Raw genomic sequence first — 12,355 nt, forward strand, 5'->3', positions numbered from 1 at the left:
GTCATGAGCCAGCCTCTGTTGGAACTCAAGGGCATCACCCGCAGCTTCATGGCCGGCGAGCGTGAATTCATCGCGCTCAAGGGCATCGACCTGAGCATCCATGCCGGGGAAATGCTGGCGATCATCGGCGCCTCCGGTTCGGGTAAATCGACCCTGATGAACATCCTCGGTGGCCTGGATTACGCCACCGCCGGCAGCTACAAGATCAATGGCATCGAAACCCGCTCCCTGGGCGATGAGCAACTGGCGGAGCTGCGGCGTGATTACTTCGGGTTTATCTTCCAGCGTTACCATTTGCTCGCGCACCTGAGCGCTTTGCATAACGTGGAAATGCCGGCGATCTACGCGGGCACCCCGCAAAGCCAGCGCCACAGCCGCGCCGGGGAATTGCTGGCACGCCTGGGCCTGTCGGGCCACACCAGCCACCGGCCCAGCCAGCTGTCCGGCGGGCAACAGCAGCGGGTAAGTATTGCGCGGGCCTTGATGAACGGCGGCGAAGTGATCCTGGCCGACGAACCCACCGGCGCCCTCGACACCCACAGCGGCAAGGAGGTGATGCGCATCCTCGCCGAGCTGCACGCGGCGGGGCACACGGTGATTATCGTCACCCACGACCCCAAGGTCGCGGCGAACGCCCAGCGCATTGTCGAGGTGTGTGATGGCGAGATCATCAGCGACAAGGCCAACGACAGCGTCGGCCTGGAGTTGCCCGTCGAGGCGCCGGTCGAGCCCCGACGCAGCGGGGCGCGGCGCCTGGTGGCGAGCTTGGGGCTGTTCAAGGAAGCGTTCAACATGGCGTGGGTGGCGCTGATCTCCCACCGCATGCGCACCTTGCTGACCATGCTCGGGATTGTCATCGGCATCACCTCGGTGGTGTCGATCTCGGCCATCGGCGAAGGCGCCAAGCGCTATGTGCTCAAGGACATCCAGGCGATTGGCAGCAACACCATCGATATCTTTTCCGGCACCAGCTTTGGCGACAGTCGAGCCTCGGCGATCCAGACGCTGATGCCCTCGGATGTGGACGCGCTGAATCAGCTGTATTACGTCGACAGCGCCACGCCGGTGGTGGGCCGCAACCTGATGCTGCGCTTTGGCAACATCGACGTGGATGCACAGGTCAATGGTGTCAGTGACCGCTACTTCAAGGTCAAGGGCCTCAAGCTTGAAGCCGGCATTGCCTTCAGCGAAAGCGATGCGCGGCGCCAGGCCCAGGTGGTGGTGATCGACCACAATACCCGCCAGCGCCTGTTCGGGCCCAACATCGACCCGTTGGGCCAGGTGATCCTGATAGGCAACCTGCCGTGCACGGTGATCGGGGTGACGGCGGACAACAAGAACATGTTCGCCGCCAGCAAGGCCCTGAACGTGTGGGTGCCGTATGAAACCGCGGCGGGGCGTCTGCTGGGCCAGCGTCATCTGGACAGCATCACCGTGCGCATCAAGGACGGCCAGCCGAGCAAGGTGGTGGAAGACAACGTCAATAAGCTCATGCTGCAACGCCACGGCACCAAGGATTTCTTCACCAACAACCTCGACAGCATCATGCAGACGGTACAGAAAACCAGCCGCTCCCTGGCGCTGTTGCTGTCATTGATTGCGGTGATTTCTTTGCTGGTGGGGGGTATTGGCGTGATGAACATCATGCTGGTGTCGGTCACCGAGCGCACCCGTGAGATCGGGATTCGCATGGCGGTGGGGGCGCGGCAATCGGATATTCGCCAACAGTTTCTGGTGGAGGCGGTGATGGTGTGCCTGATCGGCGGGATCATCGGGATCTCGCTGTCCTACGCCATCGGCTACCTGTTTTCGTTGTTTGTGAAGGAGTGGGAAATGGTGTTTTCGGTGGGCTCGATCGTTACCGCGTTTGCCTGTTCGACGTTGATCGGCATTGTGTTTGGTTTTGTACCGGCGCGGAATGCGGCGCGGTTGGACCCGATAGAGGCATTGGCAAGGGACTGATCTGTGGGAGCTTGCTCCCGTGACGGCCTGACAGCCGGCGCCTATCTCCCTGGCGCCCCAGGATCCAAATGTGGGAGCTGGCTTGCCTGCGATGGCGGCCTGACAGGCGACACAGTTGGATTGTGTACATATCCATTGCTGCGGTAACGGCTACTTAGGGTTCCACCCTGACGGCGGCTCACTTTTGAAAAGAGCCCAAAAGTAAGCAAAAGGCTCTTGCCCCACCACTCGGCACCTCGCTTGGGCTCGGTGTGCCCGTAATCCGCCAGTGATTTGGGGGGCCGCCGCCACGCGCCATCCATGGCGCGGGGCGGCTAAACCGGCATCCCTGCCGGTTTACCCCCCAAATCCCTGTCGAATTCCGGCCAGCGTGGTTTGACGGGGCGCCTAAGATCAAAAGCAGATCAAGAGCAAGAGCGGCTCGCTTCGCATCGTGGTTACCGGTGGCTGCGGCGAACTGCACAGTTGTGTAGATACCTATGCTGCGATAGCGGTGTGACAGTCTCCCCAGGGTTGCTGACCCACCGCTATCGCAGGCAAGCCAGCTCCCGCGGGGATTTTTGCTTGGCCTATGGAGCCGTGTCAGACTCGGTCGAGTACATCCAGCGCAACAACGAATGCCGCCCGCTGATCCCCAACTTGATCGCCGCACGCTTGAGGTAGCTCTCGATGGTGTTGACCTTCAACGCCAGTTGTTCGGCCAGTTCCGGCGCGGTGCGCCCGGCCAGCAGGCCTACGCACACTTCCAGTTCACGGTTGGACAAGGTCAGCCCCGATTGCACCAGGCGCTCCTGGATACGTCGGCGCAAGGTATCGATGCCCTGGTGTTGCGGTTCTGCCGACGGGCTGTCCGGGAGCGATGGCTGCAGCGCGGTGATGTGTTTTTCCACCATGGGCAGCAACAGCGTGGAGAAGTCTTGGAGCATGCTGCGTTCTTGCGCAGAAAAACTCTCGGACGGGTGGGAGCGGTACACCGACAGTACATAGCGCACATCGTCCTTGCGACGCGTGAGGTGCAGTTGTGCGGCGAGTTGCTCGCTGTCCAGGGTCGCCACCGAATCGGTGTACACCGGGCTGATCTTGCGACGGCCAAGGCCTTCACGGCTGACGTGCAATTGGGTGATATGGGTGGCGTCCACTGCCAGTTGGGTAAGGATCAGGTCATGCAGCATGCGTGGGAAATGGCGGCTGCCGGTGCTGGCGATGACCTTGCCTATCTGTGGGAACAGGTGTGAGTTCATCAATTCGTCCATGAGTTTCGTGCAGGTATTGGGCCTTATAGCGACGGGGATTAAGAAGGTAACTAATGTGAATAACCTGCAGTGATAGTGCGTCCCGCCGCTGACATGCTAGTACAGGCTGGCTGAAGGAGGGGGATCCAATCTGCGAAAAAAAACATTAAGCAGGTACAGCGGCAGTCGGATCCTTCCGACCGCCGCCCAGGCACCGCAAAACGCGTGGGTTTGGGCGCTATTTCATCGCGTACGCCGCTGTCGTGGTGGGCCGCAGGTTGGCACCGTTGCACTTGGCCAGGGCCTGGTGGATATCGGCCAGCAGGTCGGCGACGTCTTCCAGCCCCACCGACAACCGCACCAGCCCCTCGCTGATACCATGCTGCGCCCGTTGCTCGGGGGTGTAGGTGGAGTGGGTCATGCTTGCCGGGTGTTGGGCCAGCGATTCGGCATCCCCCAGGCTGACCGCACGGGTGAACAGTTGCAGCGCGTTCATGAAGCGCTGGCCGGTCTCGATGCCACCCTTGAGTTCAAAGGCGATCATGCCGCCGGGCAGTTTCATTTGCCGGTTTGCCAGTTCGTACTGTGGGAAAGAACGCAGCCCCGGGTAGGTCACCCACTGTACGGCCGGGTGTGCCTGCAACGCCTCGGCCACCGCTTGGGCGTTGCTGCAATGGCGGTCCATGCGCAGGCCCAGGGTCTTGAGGCCGCGCATCAACAACGCGGCGTCTTGGGGTGACATCACCGCGCCGGTCAGGTCCTTGAGGCCTTGCAGGCGAATGCGATGGGCCAGGGCCTGGTTGCTCACCGCGATGCCTGCGGTGATGTCGCCATGGCCGCTGAGGTATTTGGTGGCCGAGTGCACCACCACATCGGCGCCCAGTTCCAGGGGACGCTGCAGGTAGGGGGTGCAGTAAGTGTTATCGACCACCACGGTGACGTTCGGCTGTTGATGGGCCAGCTCGGCCACGGCGGCGATGTCGATCAGGCGCAGGTTAGGGTTGGCCGGAGTCTCGCAGTAGAGCATGCGGGTGGCCGGGGACAAGGCTGCTTGCAGGGCGGTGAGGTCGCTCAGGTCGACATGCCGCACCTTGATGCCGAATTCGCCGAGGCCGTGGTGCAACAGGGCGAAGGTACAGCCATACAGCGTCTGGCTGACGATGATCTCGTCGCCCGGGCGCAACAGGGTCCAGAATGTTGCGGCAATCGCGCCCATGCCGGAGCTGAACGCTACGGCGGCCTCGCCGTTTTCCAGGCTGGCCATGCGTGACTCCAGCAGGGCCAGGGTGGGGTTGGAAATGCGCGTATAGAAGTGGCCGCTGGCTTCGCCGGCAAAGCAGGCGGCGCCGTATTCGACAGTGGGGAAGGCGAAGGTGGCCGACAGGTAGATGGGCGGGACGAGGGCGCCGTGGTGGTCAACAGGGTCATAGCCGTGGTGGATAGCGCGGGTAGAAAAGCCGAAGCTGGTGTGTTTAGTGTGCATGTCGGGCGCTCCTTATTTCCTACAATGCTATGCTCATAACCACAGACGAACCTTGCTAAAAAGCCCGGAAAAACCTGCGTTTGTGGATCAAACACCGATAAAAATAATGATTAGAGGCACGTTATGCCCATCAAGCTGGACCGCACGGATAAAGCCCTTTTAAACGCCTTGCAGGGCAATGCCCGCCTGACCGTGGCCGAGTTGGCCGAGCGGGTGGCCCTCACCACGTCACCCTGTTGGCGCCGGGTGCGCACCCTGGAGGAGAGCGGGGTGATCAGTGGCTATCAGGCGATCCTTTCTCCCAAGGCGCTGGGGTATGGGGTGACTGCGTTTGTCAGCATCATGATGGAGAGCCACACCCAGGAAATCGCCCGGGCGTTCGAGCAGCGGCTGTTGGCGATTCCGGAGATTGTGGCCTGCCATAACGTTTCGGGGCGCTATGACTTTTTGCTGGAGGTGGTGGCCAAGGACCTGGAGTCGTTTGGTGAGTTTGCGCGGGAGGTTTTGCAGACGTTGCCCTGCGTCAAGGAGATTTATTCGAGTTTTTCGTACAAGTCGGTGCGGCCGTTGCGGGTGATTCCATTGCCGGGTTGACGGGGGGCTTACGGCGCCTTACCTACTGACACCCTCGCGATCCAGCTGTGGGAGTTGGCTTGTCTGCGATGGCGACCTGAAAGCCGACATCTCTCTACCTGACACCCCACAATTCAACTGTGGGAGCTGGCTTGCCTGCGATGGCGACCTGAAAGCCGACATCTCTCTACTTGACACCCCACAATCCAACTGTGGGAGCGGGCTTGCTCGCGAAGGCGGCCTGGCAGGCGACACAGTTGGATTGGATATATATCCATTGCTGCGGTAACGGCTACTTGGGGTTCCGCCCTGACGGCGGCTCACTTTTGAACAGCGCAAAAGTAAGCAAAACGCTCTTGCCCCACCACTCGGCACCTCGCCTAGGCTCGGTGTGCCCGAACACAGGCTTGAATCCGTGGGCCGCCGCCACGCGCCATCCATGGCGCGGGGCGGCTAACCCGGCGTCCTGCCGGGTTACCCACGAATTCAAGCCTGCGTTCGGCCAGCGTGGTTTAACGGGGCGCTTGAGATCAAGATCACAAGCAGATCAAGATCACAAGCAGATCAAGAGCGGCTCGCTTCGCATCGTGGTTACCGGCAGATCAAGAGCTACTCGCTTCGCATCGTGGTTAGGTTAGGTTGGGGTTGGGGGGCTTTTGCTTTTTTGGGCGACACCGTGCAGCAGCAGCGCCTCGAACACTCGCTGCACGCGTGGTTCGTCGCTGTGTGCCACATTGAAGCGCATTGAGTCGCGGTGGGCCGGGTCGTAGCCAAACAGGGCGCCGGGGGCCAGCACCATGCTGCGTTTCAGGGCTTCCTGGGCCAGGAGTTCGCCGTTTACGCCGGGTGGCAGGCGCGCCCAGATGAACATCCCGCCTTCATACGCCATGGGCAGTTCGCACCCGCAGCGTTTGAGCCATTGTTCGACGCGCCCACCGGCTTCCATCAGGCGCTGCACCATGCGTTTGCGGTGCTTGGCGTAGCTGCCTTCGCTGAGCATGCGGTAGACGATCTGTTCGAACAGTTCGGAGGTGACGCCGCCGCTCATCAATTTCATGTTGGTCAGGTTGGCGGCCAGTTGCGGGGCGGCGACGACGTAGCTGACGCGGGTGTTGGCACTCAGGATCTTTGAGAAACCCGACAGGTAGGTGACCTGGTCCAGCCCGGCGACGGCGGCCAGGCGTGGGGGTGGGTTGGGGTGCAGGTCGCCGTAGAGGTCGTCCTCGACGATGTGGCAGTGATAGTGCTGGGTCAGTTGCAACAGGCGGAACGCCTGGCTGGGGCTGAAGGAGTGGCCGGTGGGGTTGTGCAACACGCTGGTGGTCAGGTACAGGCTGGGGCGGTGTTCGGCCAGCAGTTGTTCGAGGGCGGTGAAGTCAAAGCCGTCGGGGCGGCGGGCAATGGTGATGACTTTGACGCCGTGCAGCGCCAGGTTGGCGTGGAAGTTGAAGTAGCACGGTGCATCGAGCAGCACCGTGTCGCCGGGGCGGGCGAGCAGGCGCATGAGCATGTCCAGGCCCTGCACGGTATTGGGTGTGGTGATGATTTGTTCCACTGGCACCGACAAGCCTTCGCCGTGCAGTTTCTGTTGCAGCGCCTGGCGCAACGGCAATAGCCCCGCCGGCGTGCCTAGCCCGGCGATGCGCAGTGACGGCGCACGCACTACGCTGCGCATCGCCTGGCGGATCGCTTCGCCATTGAGCCAATCCTCCGGCAAGTGCCCGCCGCCAGGGCGCAGTTCGCCACTGGCAGTGGCCAAGGGCCGGCGCAAAACGCTGAGCAGGTCTTGGGGCAACAGGTCCACCCAGGTCGCCGAGGCTGGGCGGGTGCTGTCCATCGCCACGAAGTAGCCGCGGCCCTGGCTCGAGGTGAGCAGGTGGCGACCGCGCAGACGGTCCAGTGCCTCGTTGAGGGTGAACTTGCTGACGCCGAGGATCTGGGTCAGTTCACGCACGGATGGCAGTTTGCTGCCCGGTGCCCATTCGCCCTTTTCGATGGCGTGGCTGAACGCCTCGACGATCTGCTGGACCTTGGGCGTGCCCTCTACAAAAGCGATGGCGGATACAAACATGACGCGTCCTTGTGTTTGCCGGTGCTTTTACCGGTGAAGTTAGGCCGGATTAGGCATCACTTTACCTGCCTTGCGCAATGCCACTCCCCTAGACTGCGCGCCATCTCGCCAGGAGATGGCGAAATTTCCTACACCTGAGCAATGGATTTTGCATTTCCATGAAGACTTATATGTGCGCACCCTGCGGTTTTATGTACGTAGAAGAACTGGGCATTCCGGAGGACGGAATTCCCGCAGGCACCCCGTGGGAAGAGGTGCCTGAAGACTGGGCATGCCCGGATTGCGGCGTGACCAAGGCCGATTTCATGGCCATCAACCTACCCGAACCTCAAGAAGCCTGACCCGCCATCAACGAAAGGAATCGTCCCATGGACAGCAAACTGATCAACGCCACCGTCCCGTTCTGCACCGGTGTGGCCCACCAGAAATACCTGGGCGCCGAAAAGGGCCTGCAAACCGCCCTCGAAGGTGACTGCACCCACTGGTACATCGACGGCAGCCTGTTCGGCGAAATGGTCGATGACTGGACCGAGGCGCGTATCGAAAGCCTGCAAGCGCAAATCGCGGCCACGGGGGTCAAGCCGGTTTTCCACGGCAACTTCAAGGCGCCGTTGGGCAGTGATGTCGAAGCCTTCCGTAGCGCGGCCGTGGAGTACGTGAAGAAGGAAATCGACATCGCCAGCCGCCTGGGCGCGCCGTTGATCATTCACGGTGGTTGCATCGTCGAGCCGAAAATGGTTTTGATGGCCAAGAAGGTTGCCCTGGAGCATTACCTCAAGTCGGTGCAGGAACTGGCGTTGTACGCCGAGGCCAAGGGCACGGATATCTACCTGGAAAACCTGTCCAACTACGTCAACTATCGGCCATTCCATTACATCTTCACCCATGAAGCGGAATACGCCTTTGTGTTCGAGCGCCTGCAAGCCCACAGCAATGTGTACTTCTTCCTCGATGCCGGCCACGCCAACATCGAGAACGGCCTGCCGGCAGAAGTGGTGCGCAAGTACCACCACCTGATCAAGGGCATTTCCTTCAGCAACAACAACGGCGTGCAAGACCAGCACTTCGGCATCCATGACGGCAACTGCGATTACGCCGATGTGCTGCAGGCCATTGTCGAGACCAACTGGAAGGGCCTGGTCGCGTTTGAAACCCGCAACCAGACCGCCAAGGCCGCCCTGGCTGACCTGGCGGTGATGTACCGCGACTCCCTGACCACCGAAATCGCCGTCGCCTGATCGGCCTGGGGCGGGCGCTGGCTGCGTTCGCCCCTTTGCTGCTGTTTCTCTTTATTCAAGGTGCTGGCCATGACAAGTGCGTTAACCCTGTCTTCATTTCTCTACTTCCTGTTGTTTTGCGCCACCATGACCTTCAGCCCGGGCCCCATGACCCTGCTGTTGCTCAGCCTGGGCTTGAAGGACGGCCTGCGCAGTTCGATCCCGGCGCAGGTCGGCGCCAGTGTGTCGTACCTGATTTCGATCCTGATCTTTGCCGTGGGCTTTTCGGAGTTGATCAAGGGCAACCTCGCCATTACCCAGACCATCCAGTTTGTCGGGGTGGCCTACATTCTTTACCTGGCCTACAAGCAGTGGACCAGCAGTGGCGTATCGATCAACAACGCCGGCACGGTTGAGGGGGCGCGTAGTCTGTTCGGAAAAGGGCTGTTGACCGGGTTTTCCAACCCCAAGACCATCATCATGTTCAGCGCCGTGTTCCCGCAGTTTGCCGGTGCCGGTGAACACAGCTCGGCGGCGGATATCGCCATCCTCGGCCTGACTTTCCTGCTGCTGCAATTTGCCAGCGGCTGCCTGTATTGCTATTTCGGCCAGCGCATCAAGCATGTGCTGGAAAACCCCAAGCGGCGCGTGCTGTTGCAGCGGATCACAGCCGTGTTGCTGCTGGGCGTGGCCTTGATGCTGGCGCGTGGGTTTTCGCACTGAAGTATTAGCCAATAAGCGGTAGTGGCGATTTGACGTTGCCCTGTTAGACTCCAGGCAATCACCCAGGATCGCCCCCACCATGCCAGCCGTCGGAGGAAAAGGACTTCCGCTCGCTTTGCGCTTGTACAAATCCCGCCTGTTGGGGCTGACGCTCGGCTTTGTGTGCGTGGCGTTCGGCATGTATCCGTTGAACCCGCCCCTGTGGGTGTGGGCCTGGATGCTGATCAACGCCTTTGCGTGGCCGCACCTGGCTTTTCAATGCTCGTTGCACTCGGCCAATACCTTGCGCAGCGAACGCCGCAGCCTGCTGTTCGATTCCTTTTGCGGTGGGTTCTGGGTTGGCGCAATGCACTTCAACCCGCTGCCCAGCGTCACCACCCTGTCGATGATGAGCATGAACAACGTCGCCATCGGCGGGCCGCGCTTCCTATTCGCGGGTTGGGCGGCGCAGGCATTGGGGCTGGGCACCGCGCTGCTGCTGTTCACGCCTGGGTTTATCGCCGTGACCACCCAGGCCCAGCTGTATGCCTGCCTGCCGATCCTGATGCTGTATCCCCTGGCCCTGGGCTGGATCTGCTACCGCCAGGCCGTCACCTTGGCCCGCCACAAGCGTGAGCTGCTGGCCTTGAGCCGCACCGACAGCCTGTCGGGCCTGCTCAACCACGGCGCCTGGAAGGACCACCTGGACCTCGAGTTTCAACGTTGCCGCCAAGGCCCGGCAGGTGCCGCCATCGCGTTGATCGACATCGACCACTTCAAGACCATCAACGACACCTACGGCCATGTGACCGGCGATATCGTCCTGCGCCAACTAAGCAAGGTGCTGCGCCAGAACCTGCGTACCACCGACCTGGCCGGGCGTTATGGCGGCGATGAGTTCTGCGTGATCCTGCCAGACATGCCCCTCAACCGTGCCACCGAGGTGATGGAGGCCCTGCGCGGTCGCTTCAACGCCTTGGCCTACGCCCAGGACCCGACACTGCGAGTGAGCTTGAGCATCGGCCTGGCGCCTTACCAGCCGAGCCACGCCGACTCCATCAGCTGGCTCAACGATGCCGATCAGGCGCTGTACGAGGCCAAGAGCAGCGGGCGCAACCGGGTCAGTTCGGTACAGGGCAGTTGGTTGCGGTCAGTTTAGTGGGGTAGGGTGGCCGGGCACCCTCCAACAAAAAACAAGGATCGGTCCATGCTCTTCTCCTTCCCGCAAACCCTGTTGGCCGCCACCCTGGCCTTGTCTTTCAGCCTGCCGGCCTACAGCGCCGAGCCCCATAAACAGATCCAGCAACAGGCTGAACAATACAAGGCCGAAGCCTTGAAGCTGCTGGAGCGCCTGGTGAATATCGACTCGGGCTCAGGCTACGAGCCCGGCCTGACCCAAGTGCGCGATATCGCCGTGGATGAGTTGAAACAGTTGGGTTTCACCATCGAGCGGGTGCCGGATAAAGCCGCCAACAACAGCCATGTGGTTGCCACCCTCAAAGGCACCGGCAAGGCCAAGATTCTGCTGATGGCCCATATGGACACCGTATTCAAGGAAGGCTCGGCTGCCGAGCGCCCCTTCCATATCAAGGACGGCCGCGCCTACGGCCCCGGCGTGATGGATGACAAGGGCGGCATCGTCGCCGGCATCTACGCGCTCAAAGTCCTCAAAAGCCAGGGCTTCAAGGACTACGCGCAGATCACCTTCCTGCTCGACGCCAGCGAAGAAACCGGGTCCGAGTCTGCCTCCGAACTGATCCGCAACACCGCCAAGGGCCACGACGTGACCCTGAACCTGGAACCCGGCCGTCCCGCCGACGGCCTGGTGGTGTGGCGCAAAGGCAGCGCCACCGCCGTGGTCGAAGTCAAAGGCAAAGCCGCCCACGCCGGCGTCGCCCCGGAACTGGGACGCAACGCCGCCATGGAAGCCGCGCACCAGATCCTGCAACTGGGCAAACTTGGCGATGAAGACAAGAAAACCACCATCAACTTCACCGTGCTCAAGGCTGGCGACCGCACCAACGTCATCCCTGACCAGGCCACCGCCAAGGCCGACGTGCGTGCGGCCTTGCCGGAAGAGTTCGACCGGATCGAGAAAGACCTGGCCCGGGTTTCAGCCAACAAATTGATCCCGGAAACCGAAGTAAAAACCAGCCTGCAGCGTGGCCTGCCACCGATGCCGCAGACGGCCGAGTCGGATAAGTTGGTAGCGATTGCCCAAGGGATTTATGGCGAACTGGGACGCAAGTTGACCATCGAAGGCAGCGGCGGCGCGGCGGATGCCAGCTTGTCCGCCGGTGTAGGCACGCCGACGCTGGATGGGTTTGGGATAGTGGGGGGCAATATTCACACGGCGGAGGAATATGCCGAGGTGGAGAGTGTGGTGCCGCGGGTTTATTTGTTGAGTCGGATGATCATGGAGCTTTCCAAGCGCTGATCAGAACACTGGATGATCGAACGAAGCAGATTTGAATGGGGGAGGAATGCCCGTCCGGCAAACGCAGATCCCCTGTGGAAGCGGGCTTGCCCGCGAAGGCGGTGTGTCAGTCGCTGCATGTGTTACTGCACTACCGCTTTCGCAGGCAAGCCAGCTCCCACATTTGATCTTTGTTGATTTGAGCGTTGTGTTTGCTTGAGTAACTCGCATTGGGGCAGCCCCTCCGACATCGAGTACTGCGTTCAATGCGGAAGTCACCATGTGGAAGGGTCTTCGAGACTGGCTTTTTGAAGGTCGTCTTTCCAGACCTCGTTGGCCAGTCGATAAATGTCCGCAAAGAAACCTCGGGGGTCGTCTATTTCTGTTTCGTCCCAAGCCATTGTTATGTACTCATCATAATCGCTTTCAAATTCTTTCGAAAAGTCGAAGTCGGGTTTGTCTAGCACATCTCTAAGTGCAGCCATTAATACGAAGCGATGTCTGTATGACAAATACATAAGGTCCTTCAGAACAAAAGAAATTATGATTTTTTCTCTGTCTTTCTCATTGTTAGGGTCGTACTTCCATAGTTCTTTTCCAACTGTATCCTCAAGGTCGTATATCGATAAGGCTCCCAATATATGAGAGATATTAGGGGTGTAAGGGGTGTTCATGAATGGGCACTTCAGCATTGTCTGC

The 12,355-nt window shown here is 60.6% G+C and carries 11 protein-coding genes; 7 read left to right on the forward strand and 4 right to left on the reverse strand.

All coding sequences use genetic code 11. The annotated features are described in order from the left end of the window. Positions 1-3 precede the first annotated feature (3 nt). Positions 4-1,962 (forward strand): MacB family efflux pump subunit, encoded by a 1,959-nt coding sequence (locus N2A98_RS10735; RefSeq protein ID WP_047710633.1) that lies wholly within the window; start codon positions 4-6, stop codon positions 1,960-1,962. A gap of 569 nt (positions 1,963-2,531) precedes the next feature. Here N2A98_RS10735 and N2A98_RS10740 read toward each other — a convergent pair. After that, entirely contained in the window at positions 2,532-3,203 is a 672-nt protein-coding gene (locus N2A98_RS10740) for a helix-turn-helix transcriptional regulator (protein WP_275623396.1), read from the reverse strand. Positions 3,204-3,432: 229 nt separating this feature from the next. Further along, a complete protein-coding gene (locus N2A98_RS10745) occupies positions 3,433-4,677 on the reverse strand; it encodes a methionine gamma-lyase (protein WP_275623397.1) in 1,245 nt (414 codons plus the stop codon). Between the two features lie 123 nt (positions 4,678-4,800). Here N2A98_RS10745 and N2A98_RS10750 point away from each other — a divergent pair, with 123 nt between their 5' ends. Then, complete coding sequence (locus N2A98_RS10750; protein WP_014718112.1) at positions 4,801-5,271, forward strand: Lrp/AsnC family transcriptional regulator; 471 nt, start codon at positions 4,801-4,803, stop codon at positions 5,269-5,271. Between the two features lie 613 nt (positions 5,272-5,884). Here the strand turns inward: N2A98_RS10750 and N2A98_RS10755 are convergent. After that, complete coding sequence (locus tag N2A98_RS10755; protein WP_098951868.1) at positions 5,885-7,321, reverse strand: PLP-dependent aminotransferase family protein; 1,437 nt, start codon at positions 7,319-7,321, stop codon at positions 5,885-5,887. A 158-nt stretch (positions 7,322-7,479) separates the two neighbouring features. Here N2A98_RS10755 and N2A98_RS10760 point away from each other — a divergent pair, with 158 nt between their 5' ends. From N2A98_RS10760 to N2A98_RS10780, 5 genes are all read left to right on the forward strand, one after another. Continuing rightward, on the forward strand, positions 7,480-7,662 hold the full coding sequence (locus tag N2A98_RS10760) for a rubredoxin (RefSeq protein WP_003190641.1): 183 nt from the start codon (positions 7,480-7,482) through the stop codon (positions 7,660-7,662). Between the two features lie 27 nt (positions 7,663-7,689). Next, on the forward strand, positions 7,690-8,559 hold the full coding sequence (locus tag N2A98_RS10765; protein WP_044273549.1) for a sugar phosphate isomerase/epimerase family protein: 870 nt from the start codon (positions 7,690-7,692) through the stop codon (positions 8,557-8,559). A 69-nt stretch (positions 8,560-8,628) separates the two neighbouring features. Then, positions 8,629-9,261, forward strand: coding sequence for a LysE family translocator (locus N2A98_RS10770; protein WP_032892247.1), 633 nt, complete (start codon positions 8,629-8,631; stop codon positions 9,259-9,261). 79 nt (positions 9,262-9,340) lie between these two features. After that, entirely contained in the window at positions 9,341-10,399 is a 1,059-nt protein-coding gene (locus tag N2A98_RS10775) for a diguanylate cyclase (protein ID WP_078467672.1), read from the forward strand. Positions 10,400-10,447: 48 nt separating this feature from the next. Next, positions 10,448-11,677, forward strand: a complete 1,230-nt coding sequence (locus N2A98_RS10780; RefSeq protein WP_044273552.1) for a M20/M25/M40 family metallo-hydrolase — start codon at positions 10,448-10,450, stop codon at positions 11,675-11,677. Between the two features lie 254 nt (positions 11,678-11,931). Here N2A98_RS10780 and N2A98_RS10785 read toward each other — a convergent pair whose 3' ends face one another. Next, positions 11,932-12,348: a hypothetical protein gene (locus tag N2A98_RS10785; protein WP_054897067.1), complete on the reverse strand. Its 417-nt coding sequence runs from the start codon at positions 12,346-12,348 to the stop codon at positions 11,932-11,934. Positions 12,349-12,355: the final 7 nt, after the last annotated feature.

The organism is Pseudomonas sp. FJ2-5-13, from assembly GCF_029201605.1.
GTDB classification, from domain to species: domain Bacteria; phylum Pseudomonadota; class Gammaproteobacteria; order Pseudomonadales; family Pseudomonadaceae; genus Aquipseudomonas; species Aquipseudomonas lactis.